Source organism: Streptomyces sp. NPDC056486 (assembly GCF_042795295.1).
Classification (GTDB): domain Bacteria; phylum Actinomycetota; class Actinomycetes; order Streptomycetales; family Streptomycetaceae; genus Streptomyces.
In genome coordinates this window covers 11955-31458 of the sequence record NZ_JBHTSF010000036.1, presented here as the reverse complement: position 1 = coordinate 31458, position 19504 = coordinate 11955, and the positions used below count along the sequence as shown (strand labels likewise).

Genomic DNA, 19504 nt, shown 5'->3' with positions numbered 1-19504 from the left:
GGTGTGTGGCGCCAGCATGACGCTCGTAGTGCTTCAAGATGCTTCAAGACTGCTTCACACCCCTTGGGCTGGGGTGTTGTCGAGTGATCGGCTTGCCCGGTGGCACTCGTCGATGAGGCTGGCGACTGTTTGGCGGCGTTGGGTCCGGGGCGTCGGTAGGGTAATGACGTCGGGATCGTCATGGGGTGCGAGTTGGTTGCGGCCTTGGTGCGGCCGATGGGCGTTGAAGTGCTTCGCGCAGTCGCGGAGGATCTTCTCGGCGTGGCTGTGGTCGTACAGCAGGATGGGCGGACACTGCAAGCACCAACACCGCACATGGCAGGGCTAGTTGGCATGACACACTACTCAACGCCAGCCACCCCGCCCGCCTCCCCGCGACGATGGAGTCCGCCCATGACGGCACCCTCCCCCCACCCCCGTATCGACACCGGTCAGGCGCACCCTGCACGGGTTTACGACTGGCTGCTCGGCGGCAAGGACAACTACCCCGTCGACGAGGCAGTGGGCGAGAAGCTGCCGCCCGAGGTGCGCATCGGCGCCCTGCAGAACCGCGCGTTCATGAACCGGGCCGCCGCCCATCTCGCGGGGCTGGGCGTCGACCAGTTCCTCGACATCGGCGCCGGTATCCCCACCGCGCCCAATCTGCACCAGATCGTGCAGCGCATTGCGCCGTCCGCGAAGGTCGTCTACACCGACAACGACCCCATCGTGCTGCGCCACGCGGAGGCCCTGCTGGTCAGCAGCCCCGAAGGGGCAACCGATTACATCCAGGCCGATGTCCGCGAGCCGGAGGCGATACTCGAACACGCCCGTACCGTCCTGGACTTCGGCCGTCCGATCGGCCTTTCGCTGATCGCTCTGATGCACTTCGTCGCGGACGAGCAGGACCCGTACGGCATCGTCGCCACGCTGGTCTCGGCCCTGCCGTCCGGCAGTCATCTAATGCTCTCGCACGCCTCCAACGACATCTTCCCTGAGGTGGCGGAGCAGGCGACCGAGCAGTACGCGAGGAGCGGTATGACGCTCGCGCTCCGCTCCCGTGAGGAGACGGTCCGCTTTATCGAGGGTCTGGAGCCCGTCGAGCCCGGCCTGGTGACGGCCCCCGAGTGGTTCCGCGAGCAACCCGCGCCGCGGCCCGAGCCGAGCGGGATGTACGCGGTGGTGGCACGGGTGCCCTGACCGTCCCGCCGTGGTGCGCAGGACAGGGACGGTCCGGCGGATCATCGCTCCACGGCTGATGAGCCTTGGGCAACGATCCGGCGGACGCGACGGGGTACGGCCCCGGTGTCCTAGCTCAGACACCAGCCGCAATGTAGCGGGTGATCATACGCTCGCCGTCGTGGCGGCCTTCTCGTCGTGCTCGCGGAGCATTCGCATGACGGTAGCGGGTGAGGGGTGCTGGCCCTTCTTCGGGCCGGTGGTGATGACGAGCCGCTTGGCGATGTCGCGCAGGCTCATCTCCTGGTCGCGCAGGTGGAGGGCCATGGACAGCATGTCCGGGTCGGTGACGCCCGCGCCGCCGATGGTCTTGCCGCGCTTTCGGGCGGACTCATGGCCTTCGAGGGTGCGGTCGCGGATGTACTCGCGCTCCATGCCCGACATGGCCGCCAGCACGGTGAAGACGATGCCGGAGGGGTCGTGCGAGCCCTTCAGTTCCCCGGTGAGGAACTCCAGTCCGACGTCACTGGCCTTCAGTTCCTCGGCGAGCATGGCGAGTTCGATGCCGCGGCCGAGCCGCTTGTGCTCGTGGACGACGAGGGTCACGGCGGCGCCGGAGGAGCGGATCTCCCTGGCGAGCTTCACGACGGTCTCCAGTTCGGGGCGCTTCGTGGCGCGGGTGGAGATCTTCTCCGAGAAGATGCGGGTCACCCCGGCCGCGGCGAGGGAGTCGAGCTGCGCGTCCAGGAACTGCCGGGCGGTCGAGGCGCGGGCGTACCCGAGGCGGACGTGTCCGACCGGTGCGGCGCCGGCGCTCACCGGTCGGGGCAGCTCCGTCCACACCGACCCCGGCTTGCGTACGGCGGGGGTCGGCACGTTGAGCGCCTTGGCGAGGTGGGGCACGAGGCGGAAGCGGGCGGTGTGGCGTACTGGATGGCCACCTTGCCCTTGCCGGTCCGGCAAGGGGAGCCCGCGGGGGCCGCGCAGGAGGACATGGGCAGTCGCGCGATTCCACGCGCTTGAAGTCGTCGCTCACACCTCGGAGCGTTTCAGGAGGCAAGTCGTTTGCAACAACTCATGAAACATGATTGCCGCAGGTGGGCCGCCGGGCGGTGTCGGGTGTTTCACGAGCGACCACCTATGAAACGCGCTGAGGCGAAGTCGCACTATCGGTGCGGGTCTCCGGGTTGTGTTGGCTGATCAGCTGTGTGCCGGGAGCGGTCTTGGCGCCGGGTGGCGTGGAGGGAGCCGAGCAGGTGGAGGGAGTGGGCGCTGGGGCTGCCCGGTTCGGCGTGGTAGATGACGAGCTGCTGGCCGGGTGCCTCGCGTACGTCGAACGCCTGGTAGGTGAGCGTGAGCGGGCCGACATCCGGGTGGAGGAAGTGTTTGGCGTCCTGCGTCTTGCCTCGCACGGTGTGGGACTGCCACAGGCGCGCGAAGTCCGCGCTGTGCTCGGTGAGGGTGCCGACGAGTTCGCGCAGCCGCGGGTTGTCCGGTTCGAAGCCGGTCGCCTCGCGGAGGTTGGCGACGGTGGCTTGTGCCGCCCGGTTCCAGTCCGTGTAGAAGGTAGGGCCGGCGGGGTCGAGGAAGGCCATGCGGGCGAGGTTGTCCGCCGGGGTGAACGCCGAGTAGAGGGCCTGGGCCAGCGCGTTGACTGCGAGGAGGTCGAGGGTTCGGTTCATGACGAACGCCGGGGTGTTGGGGTAGCCGTCCATCAGCTGTCGCAGGGCGGGGCTGACGCGCCCAGTGGAGTGAGGCGAGAGTCGGTCGCCGGGCGTGGCCCCGGCCAGCCGGTACAGGTGCGCCCTGGCGTCCTCGTCGAGGTGCAGCGCATGACTGAGAGCGTCGATCACCTGGGGTGAGGGGTTGCGTTCGCGGCCTTGTTCTAGGCGGGTGTAGTAGTCGGCGTTCACTCCGGCCAGGACGGCGACCTCCTCGCGGCGCAGTCCGGCGACTCTGCGGGTCCCGTAGCTCGGCATGCCGACGTCGTGCGGGCGCAGGGCGGCGCGGCGTGCGCGCAGGAAGTCCCCCAGATGGTTGTCGTCCATGTCATCAGGCTAGGCGGCGCGCCGGTGGGCTGCCTGGGTGTGGTGCACCCAGGGAGCATGCGTCCTGGTTGGTCGCCGCTGACCTGCGCAGACTCGGTGGAGCGGGAGGGACCGCACCGTTCGAGGAGAGGGGGCCGCCATGGCCGCGATCGAGGACGGCCACGTGGACGTGGTCGGTATGTGGGTGACCGAGGACGGGCACATCCGGCAGGAGCTGCTGCCGGACGGCCGTTACGACGAGGCTCGCGGCGAGCGGGCCAGTGCGTACACCGGCCGTTACACGGTCACCGGTAGTCACCTGGACTACGTCGACGACACCGGGTTCACCGCCACAGGGGACATCCGCGACGGAGTGCTCTACCACGAACACCTCGTGCTGTACCGAGAGTCGAGCCCGTCGTAGCGGGGCGGCGAGCGTAGCGGGACAACGGGGTTCGGGCAGCAGCTGCTCCGGTCGAGGAGACCGACTCCTCGTGGGAGCGGACCGACTGCCGAGGCAGGCAGCAGTCGCTGACAGACGTATCAAACGCAAGGGAAGGACCGTATTCATGACCGGACGACGTCTTGAGGGCAAGGTGGCCCTGATCACGGGCGCGACCGGGGGGATCGGTGCGGCGACCGCCGAACTCTTCGCCCGGGAGGGCGCCCGGCTGGTGATCACCGATGTAGCCCGGGAACCCCTCCAGAAGCTGGCGCGGCGCATCGAGGCGGGTGGCGCGGAGGTGGCGACCGCCCTCCTCGATGTCTCCTCCGCCCGGGAATGGGAGGAGGTGACGGCCCTCGTACGCGATCGTTTCGGCGTACTGGACGTGCTGGTGAACCTCGCCGGAATCCTGGACTGGCCGGGTATCGAGGACACGCGGGAGGAGGTGTGGGACCGCGTGATCGACGTGAACCAGAAAGGCACCTGGCTCGGTATGAGGGCGGCGATGCCGCTGCTGCGAGCGAGCGGCAACGCGTCGGTGATCAACACCTCGTCCGTGCTCGGCCTGGTGGGCAGCGGCGCGGCCGCGGCCTACCAGGCGTCGAAGGGCGCGGTGCGCCTGCTGAGCAAGACGGCCGCGGTCGAGTACGCACGGCAGGGCGTACGGGTCAACTCGATACATCCCGGAGTGGTCGCCACACCGATGATCCAGGACCTCCTGGAGGAGCAGGGCGACCAGCAACCGGACATCCAGCGCACCCCCATGCGCCGAGCCGGCCGCGCCGATGAGGTCGCCCCCGCGATGCTCTTCCTCGCCAGCGACGACTCCTCCTTCGTCACCGGCTCGGAACTCGTCGTCGACGGCGGCCTCACCGCACACTGAACAACCCGCCCGCCGGGCGTCCACGACGCCACCCGTGCGCACGCCCGGCAAGCGCGCTCATCTCCTGTGCCGTCTGCCTCGCGAGTGCGTGACCGTACAGCAGCCCAGACAGCCGGCACGGGAAACGGCGCGCGACCCCGATCTTTACGAGAGGACCTCATCATGACGCCCACCGCCGCGTCTGCTGAAGCATCCGAGTTCGCCGGGAAGACCGCCCTGGTCACCGGGGCCGCGCGCGGCGTGGGCAAGGAGACCGTGGCACTGCTCCATGCCCGCGGCGCCCGCGTCGTCGCCGTCGACCTGCGTCCCGACGTCACGACCCTGCAGGACGAATTCCCCGGCGTACTCGCGATGCGGGGCGACATCACGCGGGAGGAGACCGCCGTCCACGCGGTCCGCTCGGCGCTGGACGCCTTCGGAGGACTGGACATCCTGGTGAACAACGCCGGACGCACCCTGAACAAACCCGTCACCGAGACCACCGCCGAGGACTGGGACACCGTGATGGCCGTCAACGCCCGCGGATCCTTCCTCTGCGCCCGAGAAGCCTTCCGGGCCATGCGGAGCCGGGGCGGCGGGAGCATCGTCAGCACCGGGTCCTACGCCGGCACGGTCGCCCTGCCCGAAGGCGCCGCCTACAGCGCGTCCAAAGGCGCCCTGGCCCAACTGACCAAGGTGCTCGCCGTCGAAGGCGGACCATGGGGCATCCGCGCCAACCTTGTCGCCGCAGGCGTCATCGAGACCGACTTCCTCGACACGATCCGCCCCGACAGCCGCGCCTACCTCGCATCGTTCGCCGACGCCCAGCCCCTGGGCCGAGTCGCACAGCCCGAAGAGATCGCCGAGGTTCTCTGCTTCCTCGCCTCACCACGCTCCAGCTTCATCACCGGAGCCGTGGTACCCGCAGACGGCGGCTTCACCGCCGTCTGACGTGACGGGGCCGATCAGCCGTTGCTCGGACACGCCACCCTGCCGGACGGCGGGTTGCCGGAAGTTCGTCATCGCGTCTCCGCACGTGATCGACCGGCGGTGTCTGTCGCGCCACGGGCACGGGGCACCGTGAGCCCCAGGTCGAGTCGCTGGTCCATGTCCAGGCGGAAGGTGCCGTAGGGGTTGACGTCGGACCAGAACAGCGCGGTCAGGCCGCGCCGATCCTCCTCGCTCAGCCTCGATGCCCAGGCCGGTTCGGCCAGGACCTGCTGCACCAGCAGGGTGTTGACGTGCACGAGCGCGGACTGGAGCAGGTGCAGGGCGAGCATCGAGGTCTCGGCGTGCTCCTTGTCCGGGCCGGTCAGGGCGCCGTCCTTGCCGTAGTGGAGCAGGGTGTTCGCGCTGTTCCAGTTCTCCACGACCTGAAGCCCGCCGTGGATCTCCCGACGCAGGTCAGAACTGGCCAGGTAATCGCAGGCGAACACCGTACGAACTGCGCGGCCGAGTTCTTCGAGAGCCTGGCAGGTCGGGTGCTTGGGGCCGCCGCGGGTGAAGCGCCGCAGAACCTGCTCGGCCTCCGCCGTCCCGAGCCGGAGCGCGGTGGCGTACTTCACCATCTGGTCGTACTGCTGCTCGATCAGGTCCCAGCGGATCGGCCGCGTCAGGGAGGGCCCGAGTGCGGGCCAGCCGGCCAGCAGGGCGGTACCCGGCTCGTTGTCCTCGGCCACCAGGGACAACAGCCGCGCCGTGCCCACCTCGCGTAGGCGGCCGATCGTGTGGGCGCAGAACGTCTTCTCCCACTTGCCCCGCGCTGCAACCAGCGCCTTCTCAAGCCGGGTTGGGCCCGGTGGCTCGGTCTTCCGCGCCCGACACTCCACCAGCAGGGCCTCGCGCTGCCGGTCCTCCACCAGCTCGACCGGACAGGCCTCCACAGCAAGCCACTCGGCCAGCGCCTTCTCGTCTGCCACCGTCGACGGCCGGAACCCCAGGGCCTCGCGGATCTGCTTGCGGTGGTACTCGGCGGTCCGGCCCACCAGCGTGTACTTCGCGAAGTCGGTGGCCGGGACCTTCACCAGATCCGCGACATACTCCACCGCGGCCGACGGGACCTCTTCCAACACATCGGGGAACCGGCCCTCCAGCTCGAAGAACTTCAGCAACAGGCCAAAGCCAAGCCGGGTCGCCCCACTCTTGTTCGCCACCAGGTCCCAGTCGCCGTCCACCAGCGTCCAGTTCGCCAACAGCTCCTCTGGCGACCACTCTTGCCGCACGCCCCCCTTTGGCCTCGATCACTCGATCAGACCAACGACCGTGCCAAAGGGGGAAACGGGATCCGTCCAGCTACCCGCGACCTGCTTTGCGGCTGGTGTCTGAGCTAGGACTCCGGGGCCGGTACGGGGTGTCAGGCCATCGCGATGAGTGCCGTAGACCTGCTGGCGGCCCTCATCGGCCAGTGTGGCCAGCGCGCGGTCGCGCAGAAGGGCCAGCTCACGCGGGCCGGCCGAGCCTGCAGGCACTTCCTGCTCTCCAGCAGCAAGAGGGCGCGACGCCGGACGTCGAGCTGCCGGTCGGCGTGCTGAGCGATCAGTCGAGCCGCGCGTGCGGCCTCCTCACCGCCCTGTTCCGCTGTCGGCCGGCCGTAGCCATGTACGTGAGCTCCGCCTCCAGCTGCGTGAGCTCCGCCTCCAGCGCGGCAACATCGTGGTGACTCGCGATCCACGGTGGGGGCGAAGGCGCGGAACGTGCACCGACCAGGCTTCTGAGCTGCGTGGTCAGATTGTCGGTGGCTGATGTTGCAATGGGGCCACACACAGGCCGAAGTGACCCGATTGGCGACAAGTGAAAGGGAGCCGCGTGATCAGCCCACAGAACCCGGAAATCACCGCGCTGTTGCAGCGCATGGCGCACAGTATGGCCAAGGGGGCGCCCAAGGGTTGGCAGCGGGCGTCGACCTGCGCTCGTGTCGACCGGCACGGCACGAGTGGGGACGAAGCCGTCAATGTTCTCGCCGACGGCAGGCTGCGCCCCGGATCCATGCGAACGCCCAAGCAGATGCAGCAGATATTCGAGCTGGACGACACCGGGGCCGACGAGCTGGCGATCGATCTGGTGGTGTATCCCGATGGCCGGTTCGAGGCAGTGACCAGCAGGGCGGTGGTGCGCAGGTCGGGCGGTGCACTTGGAGCGACGGACCATGTCTATGTCCTGCGGCCTGACGTCCGGCCGCCCGACGCCGGTGATCTCCAGGCCGGACCTGCGAACCCCGTGCAGGCGGGGGATCCGCTGGAGGCGGTGCGCCTGCTGTGGGCGTACCTGTGCAAGCGGGCCGAGGTCTTCGGACGGGAGCCAGGACCCCTTGAGCGTTTCGGGGATGAGTTGCCCGCTCCCCGGGATGCTGAGGAGATCAAGGACCTTGAGCGGGCGCTGGGCGTGCGGCTCCCGGACGACCTGCGCGCACTGTACGCAGTGGCTGACGGTGACGGTGGGGACGGCGGTTCACGGCTCTTCGACCGCCATCCCTGGCTGCGTCTGGACCAGTTGGTCGCCCTGCACCACGCGGACCGGTGGTGGGCGGCGGGCGACACCTGGAAGGACCACACGCTCGGTTCAGTGCGCTTCGAGGGGCCCGACGGTCTGCCGCCTGCCCGGGTGCGATCCTCGGTTGATCGCCCCGGCTGGATCATCTTCGCGGAGAGTACTGGTGGCGACTTCCTGGCGGTGGACATGGACCCGGCCGAGGGTGGGCGTCCGGGGCAGGTGATCAGGATAGGACTGCATCACGACAACGGCCCTGTCTACGTGGCCGAGTCGGTGACGGAGCTGTTGCGGTTGCAGCTGGCAGCATTGGAGCGTGGCGACTACACGTGCGATCCCGACAGTGAGGAGTTGTGGATCGAGGCGGGGCTGCCGAAGCGCCGCGGCGACACCGCCGAGGGTGCGCAGAGCGGAACAGGCAGTGCAGGAGCGGCGGCAGAGGCTTCCGTGCGTCACGTGCATGTGGTCTGCGACGCTGAGCTGGCGCCGCTAGCGGAGCATCCTGCGCTGGCAGCGGTGACGGTACGGTCGGCCGAGCCGTGCTCACTGGCGCCGCTGCGGGACTGCCCCCGGCTGTACGGGCTGGATCTGTCCCGAGCCGCAGTGCGCGATCTTGAAGTGGTCACCCGGATACCGGGATTGCGGTACCTGGCGATGCGTGCGGAGCAGTGGCACGAACTCATCCAGAATGCCGGCCGCCCGCCCGGCCTGGCCGTCGCTGTGTTGGCCGACACTCCATCGCCCGGGATTCTGGCCACATGGGCGGTGAGCCTGGGCGCCGACAGCCACGACGTCCGGTGCTACACCGGCCGACTGCCGGAACACACGTAGGACAGAACCAACTTGAACGACTGAGGCGGTGGTGTCGGCGAATGCCCAGGCGGTCGGACTGTTCCGCACGGTGCGACACGCATGCCGAGGAGGGCGAGTTCGCCGTGGATGGGGCGGTAACCCCAGGCGGGGCTCGGCGGTGAGGTGGAGGACCAGGCGGCGGATCGAGGCGTGGGTGCGTGGGCGGCCGGGGCGTCGCTTGGCACTCGCACGGGCGTGGCGGTGTTTCAGCAGAAACTGACCCGCGCGGATGCGTTTTCCGGCATGCACAGGCTCGCAGAGAGCAACCGTGGGACGTGAAGATCAAGCCGATGGACGCAGGGATGAGCAAGAGCCTCCCGTCACGGTTCGGACTCCAACTGCTCCAGGTGAGCTTCCCGGCCTCCGACCTGCCGGAACTGCCCCTCCTCCCTGGACTCCGTCGCGGCCCTCGGCAAGACCCTGCTCGCCGAGGACAAGTCCATCCACCTCCTGGTCAACAACGCCGGTGTCATGACGCCGCCCGACCTGCAGACGACCGCCGACGGGTTCGAGCTCCAGTTCGGCACCAATCACCTCGGGCACTTCGCCCTCGTCGGCCACCTGCTGCCCCTGCTGCGGGCCGGGCACGCCCGGGTGACCTCGCAGCTCAGCATCGCCGCGAACCGCAACGGCATCAACTGGGACGACCTGAACTGGGAGCGGTCCTACGACGGTATGCACGCCTACAGCCAGTCCAAGATCGCCCTCGGCCTCTTCGGCCTCGAACTCCACCGGCGCAGCGAGGCCGAGGGCTGGGGCATCACGAGCAACCTGGCCCACCCGGGCATCGCGCCGACGAGCCTGCTCGCCGCCCGCCCCGAGGTCGGCCGCGCCAAGGACACCCTGGGCGTGCGCGTCATTCGTCTCCTGTCCGCCCGCGGCATCATGGTCGGCACCGTACAGAGCGCGAAGCTTCCCGCCCTGTACGCCGCCGCCTCGCCCGACTCCCGGGGTGGCGCCTTCTACGGACCCAGCGGGCCCGGGAACATGGGCGGCCCCCCTGCGGAGCAGACGCTGTACAGCCGCCTCCGCGGCACCGAGGAGGCCCAGCGGGTATGGCGGGTCTCCGAAGAGCTGACCGGCGTTCGGTTCGCGAGCTGAGAGGCGGCGCCGGGTCGTCCCGGATTGAGCGCATACCCGGCTGAACGGGCCGGCTCCTCAAGTGCCCTCAAAACTGGAAGACATCACCTTTCACGGTACGAAGCTGCCCCCCGGACTGGACGACGAACGACTCCCGTAGTCGCGTACGTAGCTGTACATCGCTTCAGTGCGTTGCAGAGAGGCAGGTGTGCGCCCGATGAAGTCCCGTGCGGTACGCGTGAGGTGGGCCTGGTCGGCGAAGCCTGCGGTTGCTGCGGCCAGGGCGGCAGTCGAATCCGGCAGGTCAGCGATTGCCGTGCGGAGCCGGCCCCATCGGCGAAGGCGGGACAGCGTGATGCCCACGTCCTGGCGGACCAGGGCGCGCAACCGCGGGGCCGACAGGCCGACCTCGATGGCGACGGAAGCGATGGGCAGGTCCGGCTCGTGCGACGTACACAGGTCGATGGCGTGGGTGACTCTCGGATCGAGTAGGGATGGTCGCCCGGCGAGTGTTCGCAACTCGGCGTATCCGGCGGTCAGGTCCACGCCGGTGCCGGGGCCGTCGGAATCTGGGGTGCCCAGCGCGGCGAGCAGGCGGCAGACCTCGCCTGCACCGAGCGCTATCGGTTCCGGGCGGGAAGGCAGCAGCCAGGGGTCGATGAACAGGGCGATGTAGGGCGAGGTCGCCGCACAGGTATGGGCCAGCTGGGGCGGAACAAGCAGTCCGGGCGCCGCCGTCACGGGCCGTCCCGGCCGGTGGAGTTGGGCGTGGCCGCCGATCGGCAGCACGGCTTTCCACGCGGGCAGCCGGTGTGGGGCGACGGCAAACGGGCGGGACTCGGCGAACATCGTCGCTTCGGGGCCGGAGGCAAAGACGATGCGGCGATCGTTTTGTTCAAGTGCCCAGGCGCGAGGTGATCGGATCATCGTGCCATGCACGCTATCGCTGCCGCCGTCTTGGCGGTGTTCCTGATCGTCACGGGGATCATGCATTTCCTGGCCCCCGGCTACTTCCGGATGCTGGTACCCCCATGGCTCCGCCGGGAGCGGCTCATCGTGGCCGTCACGGGGGTGGCGGAGGCCGTGGTGGGTGCGCTGGTGCTGGTTCCGTGCAGCAGGCCTGCTGGGGGCTGGGCCGCTGCCGCCTTGATCACCTGTTACCTGGTGTCCCACGTGGACGCGCTGCGAGGCGCGCGGCCGGACCGGCCCCGGCTCCTGGAGCGGCCGGCCGGTGCGGTGGCCCGACTGGTGGTGAACGTCCTGTACATCGCCTGGGCGGTTGCGGTGGCCAGGTCCGCGACCTGACGCCGAGCCAGCTCCGCAGTCATTGCCTCGTCGCCGTGGGCGCCGGGACGTTGGTGCCCGGACGGACGCCCTGGCGGACGGCTTGGCAGCCGAGGGGCAGGGCGACGTGATCGGGCTTCCGCCCCGCCCGGGCCCATGCATTCGTGCGGTTCAGGCCGCAGGCTTCGCCGCTTCCTCCTCTGCGGCACGGGCGAGGCGTTCGACCCAGTCCTGGTGATAGCGGTAGAGCGCACCGGGATGCTTACGGCCGATCTCCTCGAGGAAGAAGGGGCCCTGCTGTGTTTCCTCGGTCAGCACGTGACAGCCATCGTCCGTGGGCGTGATCACCCAGCCGTGGTACGCGCTCGAACCGGTTTCGTCGCCGTCGACTGTCGTCTCCCACGCGAGCCGCGTGGAGGGCTCGCACTCCGTCACGTTGAGAGTCATGGGAAATCCCACCGTCACCCGGCTGTACTTGGTGCCGAGCTCCAAAACCGACTCACCGCTCAGGATCCTGACGTGATCTTCGGGCGGGAAGTAGCTCGACCAGTTCTCGGCGTCTACGAGCAACTTCCACACCACTTCAGGTGGCGCCTTCACGTCGATATCGTTGAGCGCGTAGAGAGCCGAAATATTTGGGTCATACCGTTCGGGCCATTTCACCTTGTCATGCATCGGCTGTTTTCCTTTCTGGGCTTTGCGGAGAGTCACGTTGCGTTGTCAGCCGGAGTCGGGACCGAGTCGGGACCGAGCCGCGGTTCGTTCAGAGGTCGCCGGGAACGGCAAACCGGTAAAACACGCCGCCGACCGTCTGGATACCCATGAGCAGCCAGACCGCATTTTCGAAGTCGCGGGCGCGTGAGAGGTCTCCGACGCGCACCGGGTCGTAGCCGGCGTCGCGAATGAGGTGCTCGGTGACGTCTCGGGCTCCCTCGTCGGCGACGTACCAGTTGCTCGGCCGCACTCGCTGCTTGCGTACTTCGCCGTACAGGGCTCCGAAGTTCATGTTGAAGCCCTTGGCCACCGGAGCATGGGTGAAGGACTTCACCTCCTCGGCGTATGACGGGAAGCTGCCGTGCCGTGCAGGCATGATGTTGGTCGCATCGACCGCGATCTTCCCGTCGAGCCCTGTCACCTTGCTCAGGGCGTTCGAGATCATTGGGCCGGGTACGGCGACCAGGACGGCGTCCGCGTCCGAGGCATCCCCGCCGTCGCGGCCCAGCTCTTCGACCTCATGGCCTGCTGCCCGCCACAGGGCGGCCAGTCCTCCGCCGACCATTCCTCTTCCGATCGTGACGATCTTCATTCTGTGTCTTCCCTCAACTGGATGCTGACGTATGCCGGTTGTACGCGGATGACGGTTCACGCACGGCTGACGGCCACCGAATTTCTGACGGCGTCCAGACCGGCGGCGTGCGGAACAATGGGCTCGTATCCGAGCTCGGCCACCGCCTTGCCGGTCCGCAGGGTGCACTGCTGCCCGAGGAACCAACGAGCGGGAACGGGGACCTCGCGAGCGGCGGTCTCGGCGTCCAGATCGGGGATCGGGATATCGACGCCATAGATCTCGAACTGGGTCTCCAGGAACTCGCGCAGGGTGACGCGGTGCCGGTCAGTGACGAAGTAGGCCTGACCTGGTCGGCCACGCCGCCATCCGAGCATGAGCCCTTCGACGGCGTTCTCGACGAATGTGACGTCAGTTGTGTGCCGGCCGCCGCCGATCCAAGCGAACTGCCCTGCCTTTGCCGCCGCTACCAAGCTTTCGACGAGCAAGCTGTCGGGACCCCAGACGAACCTGGGGCGAATCGACACCGTGGCGAAGTCCGGGGTGTTCGCGTCGAGCACGATCTTCTCGGCCACGGCCTTCACCGCACAGTAGGCGGCTTCCGAGTCGGGCCGCAGCGGCGCGGTCTCGTCGACGTCCACGAGCGGGGTACCGGCGAGGAGTGCCGCTTCGCTCCCGCAGTGGACGAACCGAGGAACCTGCGCGTAGCGGGCCGCCTCGACGGCTGCCTGGGTGCCGCGAACCGACACAAGCTCATGACGCTGACGATCAGCGGTGATATCCGTCTCGGCAGCTAGGTGGAACACCACGTCACTGCCCCTCACATCGTTCCGCCACGTGGTCGCGTCGGCCAACTCGCCCCGCACGGGCTCCGCACCCAGCTCCGAGACCTTTGCGGCCGATACCTCACTTCGCACCAGAGCAGCCACCGAGTGCCCTTCGTCGAGAAGCCGACGTACCAGCACCTGGCCGATGAACCCCGAACCGCCGGTGACAAACACCTGTGCCATGAACCTCTCCTTCGCTCTGCGTGAGCCCCCTCGCCTGCTTTGAGCGAGAAGGTGTCGTAGATCAGAGCAATCAGGGATCCACAGGTCTTCCCTTCGCTCCACTCATGCTTTGAAGGGTTGCGATAAAATTTTTGGATGGCTTCTCTCCGGGCACTGGAGTGTCTTGTCGCGGTCGCGGACTCCGGATCGATCACGCAGGCCGCACTGCTGCTGCACTCCTCGCAACCCGCTGTCTCTCATCAGCTCGCTTCGTTGGAACGCGAGACCCGAACGGTCCTGCTTCGCCGCGAGCCCCGCGGCGTCAAGCTCACTCCCGCCGGGCGGGCCGCCGTCGCGGATGCCAGACGAGCGATCGAAGCGGCCGCATCTGCGGTGAGGTCGGCGCGTGCAGTGGGTCAAGCGGCCGGAGGAGCCCTGCGGTTGGCCTGTGCGCAGAGCCTCACGGTGCCGCTGCTCGCTGCGGTCATTCGCCAGTGGCATCGCCGCTACCCAGAGGTCGCGATCACGCTGCGCGAATCCACGGCGATGGACGAGGCGCTCGGCCTCGTCGACTCCGACGAAGTCGACGTGGCGGTGCTGACCGCTCCCTCGGCCGGCCGATTCACGATCACCGCCGTCGCCGAGGAGGAGATCGTGTTGGCGGCACCCACCGACCACCCGCTGGCCGCGCAGTCGGCCGTACGCCTTGAGGACCTTGACGGTGCGCCGCTCGTTCACTTCGCACCGGACAACGGCCTCAGCGCTTGGCTCGACCAGTCCTTCGCCCGCGCCGGAGTCCACCCGGAGACGGTGATGAGGACATCGGTAACCGCGGCGGCCCCCCAGCTCGCCGCTGCTGGTCTGGGAATCGCCGTGTGCCCCGTGAGTGCGGTCAGCCATGGGTTTCCGGGAGCAGTGCGATCGTTCTCTCCGCGGTGGGTCAGGCAGCTGGTGGCGGTCACGTCCGCGGAACCGGATCCGCTCGTCGCACGCTTCATCGGCGACCTGCGCACCCACGGCCTGCGTGTGCCTCGCGGTGTACGCACTCAGCTCGCACAGGACGATGCCGGTGGTCGGGTGCCTGGCCGCTAGGGGGGGAGTGACGTCGACCGGGGTCGACGGCTGGTCACGGTGTCTGGTGCAGCGGCAGACGCAGGTGGAGTTCGTAGCCGCCGTCCGAGGTCGGGGTGGCGGTGACGGTGCCGCCCAGGAGTTCGGCTCGCTGGCGCAGTCCGGCCAGACCGTGGTGGGCGCCGGGCAGGAGCAGCGCGGGCCGGGTGGGCACGCTGTTGGTGACGGCGGCGTGCAGGAGGTCGTCCTCCTGCCGGATGCGGATGACGGCCGTGGCGCCGGGCGCATGCTTGCGGACGTTGGTGAGGGCTTCTTGCACAGCGCGGTAGACGGCGCGTTGGATCGGTGGGGGCAGGGCGTCGGGCAGGTCGGTGTGCAACCGCGTCTCGATGCCGCTGGTGTCGACGAGGCGCTGCAGGTCGGCCAGGGAGGGCTGGGGGGTCAGTTCGGCGGGACGGCTGCCGGCTGCCCTGAGGACGCTGACCATGTGCCGCAGCTCCTCCAGGGTCTGCACGCTCAACTGTCTGATGGTGGTGGCGGCCTCGCGCGCCGCGGCGTCGGGAGTGGCGACCTGGAGCGCTCCGGCGCGTACCGCGATCAAGCTGACCTGGTGGGAGACCACGTCGTGCATCTCCCGGGCGAGCTGGGCACGTTCCTTGGCCAGCACGCCCTGCGCAAGCAGCTCACGCTCGTGCTCGCGGGCCCGGGAGATCTCGACGAGCCGCAGCGACAGCTCACGGCGGGCCTGGACGAGCTGGCCGAGGAAGACCGGCGCGGTGGCGGTGGCCAGGCTGTACGTGACAGTGACGAGGTCGGAGGAATCGGAGAAGTCGGTGAACTCCGGTGCGGGCCAGTTCCAGTGGGTGAGGTCGCAGGCGGCCAGAGTCAGCGCGCAGGCCGCCAGGAGCAGTCGGTGGCGGTTGAGGGAGGCCAGGGAGTACAGCGCGGCCAGCGGCGCGAAGATCGCGTCGCTGACCAGGGCGGCGGGCAGCGTGAGCAGGAAAGCAGGCAGTGGCACATGGCGGCGCAGTGCCAGAGCCGCGGTGGCGAGCAGGGCGGCGCCTCTGCGCAGCGGTTCATCCGACTGCTCGTTCACCCAGATGTCCAGCAGAGAGACGACCATGAGCAGGGCGTCCAGTACCGGCGCGGGTATCCGACGGTCCCTCACTTCTCCTCCCGTGGGTCCGGTGCCTTGAGCAGGCCGGCGCGTTCGGCAAGGAGGGCGGCCTGGACGCGGCTGACGACCTGCAGTTTGGACAGCACGGCGCTCACATGGTCCTTGACCGTGCCGGTGCTCAGGTGCATCCGCGCCCCGATGGCGGCGTTGGACAGTCCTTCGGCGATCAGGACCAGCACGGCGCGTTCCCGGTCGCTCAGCTCCCGGACGCGGTGCATCGCGGCCTGCTGGGGGCCGCTGTCGAGGTAACCGTGCACGACGGTACGGGTGACGGAGGAGGACAGTACGACGCCGCCTTCAGCCAAATTGCGTACCAGCAGGGGGAGTTGTACCGGGTCAGTGTCCTTGAGCAGGAAACCGGCCGCCCCCGAGCGCAGGGCAGCGGCCACGTATTCGTCCATGTCGAACGTGGTGAGCATGGCCACCACCGGCTTCTCGGCAAACTGCCGCAGTTGGGCAAGGACCGTCAGTCCGTCCACGTCCGGCATCCGGATGTCAAGGAGCACCACATCCGGGCGCAGCTCCTCGGCCGTCTGCACCGCTTGGCCGCCGGCGACCGCGGCCACCACTTCGATGTCGTCGGCTGCGGACAGGATGTGCTCGAAGCCTGTTCGGACCAACGCTTCGTCGTCGACCACCAGTACGCGAATCACGTGCGTCCCCCTTATCGGCTGTCGACGTGGGACTGCTTGAGGATTCGTACCACGCAGGGCGGCGCCCGGAAGTTCCTACGGCGCTTTATCCGCTGGGCGACGGAAGGCATCCAGCCGGTCGGCTGGAGGACGGTGGCCACTTGCCGGATAGGCCCGGACGCGGTGCGTCGTCAGCCTGAAAGTCATGACACACCAAGCGCCCTTGGTCCCCGCACCCGCCGTAACGCAGCCCTTACCGCAACCGGACCGGCCGCTTAGCGCCGCCCGTCCGCTCTCGGCCGGCCGCCTCATCGGCATCGACCTCGCACGCGGCCTGGCAGTCTTCGGCATGTACGCCGCCCACGTCGGCCCCGAACCGACGATCGGCGGACCGCTGGGCTTTGTCGCCGAACTGGCCCGCGGACGCTCCTCCGCACTGTTCGCGCTGCTCGCCGGGTTCTCCCTCGTCCTCATCACCGGCCGCCCGCAGCCGCACACCGGTCGGCCCGGGCGGCAGGCCGCGGGCCGCATCGTCATCCGCGCACTGATCCTGATCGCCGGGGGCTATGCGCTGACCGCCCTGGACACCGACGTCGACGTCATCCTCTCCTTCTACGGACTGCTCTTCCTGCTCCTGCTGCCGCTCCACCGGCTGCCGGCCCGCACCCTGGCACTGCTGGCCGCCGCCACCGCGTTGGTCATGCCGGTGATTCTCTACGCGATCCGGCGGGCCCTCTACGACGGTGACTGGGGCGACACGCTCATTGCCGCGGACCCCCTCGCGCGCCTGAGCGACACCGACGGCCTGCTGGAGCTGCTGTTCACCGGCGAGTACCCGGTGCTCACCTGGATGCCGTTCATGCTCACCGGGATGGCGCTCGCCCGCCTCGACCTCACCCGGGCCCGCATCCGTACCGGCCTTGCATGGACCGGCGGCGCCCTGGCCGTGCTCGGCTACGGCGGCTCCTGGCTGGCTCTGCACTTCGTCCCGCACGCCCGCGCCACCATCGCGGCTGCCACCGACGGCGACGGTGCGGCCTCCGCCTGGTGGTCGGACACCGTCGGCTACCTCAACGACGACACCCCCGCCGCCTGGCTGCTGGTGGGCGCGCCCCACAGCCAGACCACGTTCTCCATCCTCGGCAACACCGGTGTCGCCCTGCTCGTGGTGGCCGCCTGCGTCACCGCCGCCGCCCGGATGCCGCGCCTGACACGACTGGCCCGGCCGGTCGCCGCCGTCGGCATGGTCGCCCTGACCGCGTACGTCGCCCACATCGTCGCCATCCGCATGATCGGCATGGACGAAGCGACCGGCCCGGCCCTGATCGCGCTGGCCGAGTTCATCGGGGTCGCCATGCTCCTGGCGACCCTCTGGACGCGGTACGTGCGCCGCGGCCCGCTGGAGTACCTGCTGTACAGCGCCACCCGCATCACCCGCCACATCAAGTGACCTCCCCCCGGCGTGCCGCGCCCCGTGTCAGCCGCACGGGGCGCGGGAACGCCTGTCCTCCCTCAGTGAGCGGGGTTCGTGCGGAGGTGGGCGGCGCCCGAACGCACCGCCCACCCGAAGACCGCGAAAGCGGCGACGCCCACCACGACCGAGTCGTACGGCGCCGGAAGCCGTCCGGAGCCACCGAAAGTGCCGAGCCACGACAACAGGGTCAGTGCCGCCAGGTGGAACACGAGCCAGGCGCCCTGACGCAGTTCCTCCGCCGGGGGACTGCCTGCAGCCGTCCTGCGTCGTTGCAGCAGGAACAGCGGCACGCCGGCAAGGACGAGAGGCAGGGCGATCCGCAGGTCGTCCCAGCCCGACCAGTAGACGAACTCGGTCGCCACGACGAAACTGACCGGTGCGATCCAGCGCACGCCCGGCATGTGGCCGTCCGGGAGGGGCACGCCACGCTCCCTGTCGTGTGCCCGGAAGGACGCCACGGCCACCGCCGAGGCGGCGTAGATGATCAGGTACATGTCTCCCATCACGCTCACGATGTCCTGCCAGCCGCCGAACGGCAGCATGAACACGATGATGACCGCGAGGTTGAGGACCAGGGCGCGGCGTGCGATGCCGGAGCGGGGATCGATGCGCATGAAGAAGCGGGGCAGCAGACCGTTCTTCGAGAGGGCGTAGGTGTGGCGGGCGTCGATCGCGACGCCCACGTAGGCGGAGCCGCCGGGGGAGACCACCGCGTCGGCGTAGAGCAGTGTGGCGAGCCAGTGCAGGTTGAGGACGAGAGCGAGCTGACCGAACGGCGACTCGAAGTTGACCCCCTGCCAGCCGTGCGCGAGCAGCGAGTCGGGCACCGTGTAGAGGAAGGCGAGTTGGAGCCCGAGGTAGACAAGGACCGCGAGGCCGATTCCGGTGAGGACGGCGGCGGGTACGTTGCGGCGCGGATTGCGGGCTTCTCCGGAGAAGTCCAGAGGGGCCTGGAACCCGTTCACGGAGTACACGATGCCGCCGCCGGCGAGTGCGGTGAGGCAGGCCGCGTACCCGTACGGGGCGAACCCGCCGTGGTCCGTGAGGCGGCCCGAGTGGGTGCCGGAGAGGAACAGGGCGGCCACCGTGAGCACCGGGACGACGACTTTGAACACCGACACCAGATTGTTCATGCGGGCGAACAACCGCACCGCGAACCAGTTCAGCGCGGTGAGCAGCACGCTCAGTGCGGCGGCGACGCCCAGGCCCGACGCGGTGAGGCTGCCGCCGTCGTAGAGCCCGGGCACGTAGTGGGCGGCGTACTGCATGATCGCGCTGATCTCTGCCGCGGTGCCGCCCACGGAGAGCATGACGGACCAGCCGACGACCGTGCCGACAAGGCGGCCGTTCGCGTAAAGCGGCCAGCGGACCGTGCCGCCGCCTTCCGGCCTTGTGGCGCCGAGTTCGACCATGACCAGGGCCACCAGCGCGCAGAGCAGGCCGGCCGCGATCCAGGAGAGCAGCGCGGCGGGTCCTGCGGTCTGGGCGGCGTACATGGCGGCGAACAGCCAGCCCGAGCCGAGGATGTTGGAGAAGCCGATCGCGGTCAGTGCCCAGAACCCCAGGTCCTTGCGCAGACGGCTCTCCTCGGCGCGGACGTCCGGGGAACCGGCAGTCTTCGCCGGCATTTGCTGCGCCACGTGGCAAACCTCCTCGACGATCACGGACCCACGGGGGTCAGC

Annotated in this window: 18 protein-coding genes and 2 pseudogenes; 9 read left to right on the top strand and 11 right to left on the bottom strand. The window is 69.0% G+C overall.

The genetic code is table 11. From position 1 onward, the window contains the following. Positions 1–393: 393 nt before the first annotated feature. Positions 394–1179, top strand: a complete 786-nt coding sequence (locus ACFQ7F_RS16990) for an SAM-dependent methyltransferase (protein WP_383271072.1) — start codon at positions 394–396, stop codon at positions 1177–1179. A 144-nt stretch (positions 1180–1323) separates the two neighbouring features. On the opposite strand, the gene ACFQ7F_RS16985 is transcribed toward ACFQ7F_RS16990, so the two are convergent. Continuing rightward, positions 1324–2061 (bottom strand): recombinase family protein, encoded by a 738-nt coding sequence (locus ACFQ7F_RS16985; RefSeq protein ID WP_383271070.1) that lies wholly within the window; start codon positions 2059–2061, stop codon positions 1324–1326. Positions 2062–2324: 263 nt separating this feature from the next. Next, positions 2325–3206: a helix-turn-helix transcriptional regulator gene (locus tag ACFQ7F_RS16980; protein WP_383271068.1), complete on the bottom strand. Its 882-nt coding sequence runs from the start codon at positions 3204–3206 to the stop codon at positions 2325–2327. A 139-nt stretch (positions 3207–3345) separates the two neighbouring features. On the opposite strand from ACFQ7F_RS16980, the gene ACFQ7F_RS16975 reads away from it, so the two are divergent. From ACFQ7F_RS16975 to ACFQ7F_RS16965, 3 genes are all read left to right on the top strand, one after another. Further along, positions 3346–3609: an Atu4866 domain-containing protein gene (locus tag ACFQ7F_RS16975; RefSeq protein ID WP_076972001.1), complete on the top strand. Its 264-nt coding sequence runs from the start codon at positions 3346–3348 to the stop codon at positions 3607–3609. A gap of 145 nt (positions 3610–3754) precedes the next feature. Next, positions 3755–4513, top strand: coding sequence for an SDR family NAD(P)-dependent oxidoreductase (locus tag ACFQ7F_RS16970; RefSeq protein ID WP_383271065.1), 759 nt, complete (start codon positions 3755–3757; stop codon positions 4511–4513). A gap of 162 nt (positions 4514–4675) precedes the next feature. After that, positions 4676–5443 carry an SDR family NAD(P)-dependent oxidoreductase gene (locus ACFQ7F_RS16965; RefSeq protein ID WP_086884022.1) on the top strand — a complete coding sequence of 256 codons (768 nt, stop codon included), beginning with the start codon at positions 4676–4678 and terminating at the stop codon, positions 5441–5443. Positions 5444–5511: 68 nt separating this feature from the next. On the opposite strand, the gene ACFQ7F_RS16960 is transcribed toward ACFQ7F_RS16965, so the two are convergent. Then, complete coding sequence (locus ACFQ7F_RS16960; RefSeq protein ID WP_383271063.1) at positions 5512–6714, bottom strand: Tn3 family transposase; 1203 nt, start codon at positions 6712–6714, stop codon at positions 5512–5514. 132 nt (positions 6715–6846) lie between these two features. Further along, positions 6847–7085: pseudogene (locus ACFQ7F_RS16955) on the bottom strand (hypothetical protein); the annotation flags it as partial. A 212-nt stretch (positions 7086–7297) separates the two neighbouring features. Between ACFQ7F_RS16955 and ACFQ7F_RS16950 the strand changes: the two are divergent. Together ACFQ7F_RS16950 and ACFQ7F_RS16945 are read left to right on the top strand one after the other, a co-directional pair. After that, positions 7298–8809 carry an SMI1/KNR4 family protein gene (locus ACFQ7F_RS16950; RefSeq protein WP_383271061.1) on the top strand — a complete coding sequence of 504 codons (1512 nt, stop codon included), beginning with the start codon at positions 7298–7300 and terminating at the stop codon, positions 8807–8809. A gap of 405 nt (positions 8810–9214) precedes the next feature. Then, positions 9215–9931 (top strand): annotated as a pseudogene (locus ACFQ7F_RS16945) (SDR family oxidoreductase); the annotation flags it as partial. 90 nt (positions 9932–10021) lie between these two features. On the opposite strand, the gene ACFQ7F_RS16940 reads toward ACFQ7F_RS16945, so the two are convergent. Continuing rightward, entirely contained in the window at positions 10022–10837 is an 816-nt protein-coding gene (locus ACFQ7F_RS16940) for a helix-turn-helix domain-containing protein (protein WP_383271059.1), read from the bottom strand. A 6-nt stretch (positions 10838–10843) separates the two neighbouring features. Here ACFQ7F_RS16940 and ACFQ7F_RS16935 point away from each other — a divergent pair, with 6 nt between their 5' ends. Continuing rightward, positions 10844–11215: a hypothetical protein gene (locus ACFQ7F_RS16935; protein WP_383271057.1), complete on the top strand. Its 372-nt coding sequence runs from the start codon at positions 10844–10846 to the stop codon at positions 11213–11215. A gap of 150 nt (positions 11216–11365) precedes the next feature. Here ACFQ7F_RS16935 and ACFQ7F_RS16930 read toward each other — a convergent pair whose 3' ends face one another. From ACFQ7F_RS16930 to ACFQ7F_RS16920, 3 genes are all read right to left on the bottom strand, one after another. After that, positions 11366–11869, bottom strand: a complete 504-nt coding sequence (locus ACFQ7F_RS16930) for an SRPBCC domain-containing protein (protein WP_383271055.1) — start codon at positions 11867–11869, stop codon at positions 11366–11368. A gap of 88 nt (positions 11870–11957) precedes the next feature. After that, positions 11958–12500, bottom strand: a complete 543-nt coding sequence (locus ACFQ7F_RS16925) for an NADPH-dependent F420 reductase (protein WP_383271053.1) — start codon at positions 12498–12500, stop codon at positions 11958–11960. A gap of 56 nt (positions 12501–12556) precedes the next feature. Then, entirely contained in the window at positions 12557–13489 is a 933-nt protein-coding gene (locus ACFQ7F_RS16920; protein ID WP_383271051.1) for an NAD-dependent epimerase/dehydratase family protein, read from the bottom strand. A gap of 135 nt (positions 13490–13624) precedes the next feature. On the opposite strand from ACFQ7F_RS16920, the gene ACFQ7F_RS16915 reads away from it, so the two are divergent. Further along, positions 13625–14560 (top strand): LysR substrate-binding domain-containing protein, encoded by a 936-nt coding sequence (locus tag ACFQ7F_RS16915; RefSeq protein WP_383271049.1) that lies wholly within the window; start codon positions 13625–13627, stop codon positions 14558–14560. Positions 14561–14594: 34 nt separating this feature from the next. Here the strand turns inward: ACFQ7F_RS16915 and ACFQ7F_RS16910 are convergent, their stop codons facing one another. Together ACFQ7F_RS16910 and ACFQ7F_RS16905 are read right to left on the bottom strand one after the other, a co-directional pair. Beyond that, the gene (locus ACFQ7F_RS16910) at positions 14595–15707 is read right to left on the bottom strand and encodes a sensor histidine kinase (RefSeq protein WP_383271048.1); all 1113 of its coding nucleotides are present in this window, start codon (positions 15705–15707) and stop codon (positions 14595–14597) included. Next, complete coding sequence (locus tag ACFQ7F_RS16905; RefSeq protein ID WP_383271046.1) at positions 15704–16369, bottom strand: response regulator; 666 nt, start codon at positions 16367–16369, stop codon at positions 15704–15706. The genes ACFQ7F_RS16910 and ACFQ7F_RS16905 overlap by 4 nt, the downstream gene beginning before the upstream one ends. A 184-nt stretch (positions 16370–16553) precedes the next feature. On the opposite strand from ACFQ7F_RS16905, the gene ACFQ7F_RS16900 reads away from it, so the two are divergent. Next, the gene (locus ACFQ7F_RS16900) at positions 16554–17798 is read left to right on the top strand and encodes a DUF418 domain-containing protein (protein WP_383271044.1); all 1245 of its coding nucleotides are present in this window, start codon (positions 16554–16556) and stop codon (positions 17796–17798) included. Between the two features lie 62 nt (positions 17799–17860). On the opposite strand, the gene ACFQ7F_RS16895 is transcribed toward ACFQ7F_RS16900, so the two are convergent. Further along, positions 17861–19450: an APC family permease gene (locus tag ACFQ7F_RS16895; protein WP_383271118.1), complete on the bottom strand. Its 1590-nt coding sequence runs from the start codon at positions 19448–19450 to the stop codon at positions 17861–17863. Positions 19451–19504: the final 54 nt, after the last annotated feature.

Bases quoted from the DNA above. Each gene is read 5' to 3' on its own strand.
- ACFQ7F_RS16990 (WP_383271072.1), top strand. From the start codon at position 394: ATGACGGCACCCTCCCCCCACCCCCGTATCGACACCGGTCAGGCGCAC.
- ACFQ7F_RS16980 (WP_383271068.1), bottom strand. From the start codon at position 3,206: ATGGACGACAACCATCTGGGGGACTTCCTGCGCGCACGCCGCGCCGCC.
- ACFQ7F_RS16975 (WP_076972001.1), top strand. From the start codon at position 3,346: ATGGCCGCGATCGAGGACGGCCACGTGGACGTGGTCGGTATGTGGGTG.
- ACFQ7F_RS16970 (WP_383271065.1), top strand. From the start codon at position 3,755: ATGACCGGACGACGTCTTGAGGGCAAGGTGGCCCTGATCACGGGCGCG.
- ACFQ7F_RS16965 (WP_086884022.1), top strand. From the start codon at position 4,676: ATGACGCCCACCGCCGCGTCTGCTGAAGCATCCGAGTTCGCCGGGAAG.
- ACFQ7F_RS16940 (WP_383271059.1), bottom strand. From the start codon at position 10,837: ATGATCCGATCACCTCGCGCCTGGGCACTTGAACAAAACGATCGCCGC.
- ACFQ7F_RS16935 (WP_383271057.1), top strand. From the start codon at position 10,844: ATGCACGCTATCGCTGCCGCCGTCTTGGCGGTGTTCCTGATCGTCACG.
- ACFQ7F_RS16930 (WP_383271055.1), bottom strand. From the start codon at position 11,869: ATGCATGACAAGGTGAAATGGCCCGAACGGTATGACCCAAATATTTCG.
- ACFQ7F_RS16925 (WP_383271053.1), bottom strand. From the start codon at position 12,500: ATGAAGATCGTCACGATCGGAAGAGGAATGGTCGGCGGAGGACTGGCC.
- ACFQ7F_RS16920 (WP_383271051.1), bottom strand. From the start codon at position 13,489: ATGGCACAGGTGTTTGTCACCGGCGGTTCGGGGTTCATCGGCCAGGTG.
- ACFQ7F_RS16915 (WP_383271049.1), top strand. From the start codon at position 13,625: ATGGCTTCTCTCCGGGCACTGGAGTGTCTTGTCGCGGTCGCGGACTCC.
- ACFQ7F_RS16900 (WP_383271044.1), top strand. From the start codon at position 16,554: ATGACACACCAAGCGCCCTTGGTCCCCGCACCCGCCGTAACGCAGCCC.
- ACFQ7F_RS16895 (WP_383271118.1), bottom strand. From the start codon at position 19,450: ATGCCGGCGAAGACTGCCGGTTCCCCGGACGTCCGCGCCGAGGAGAGC.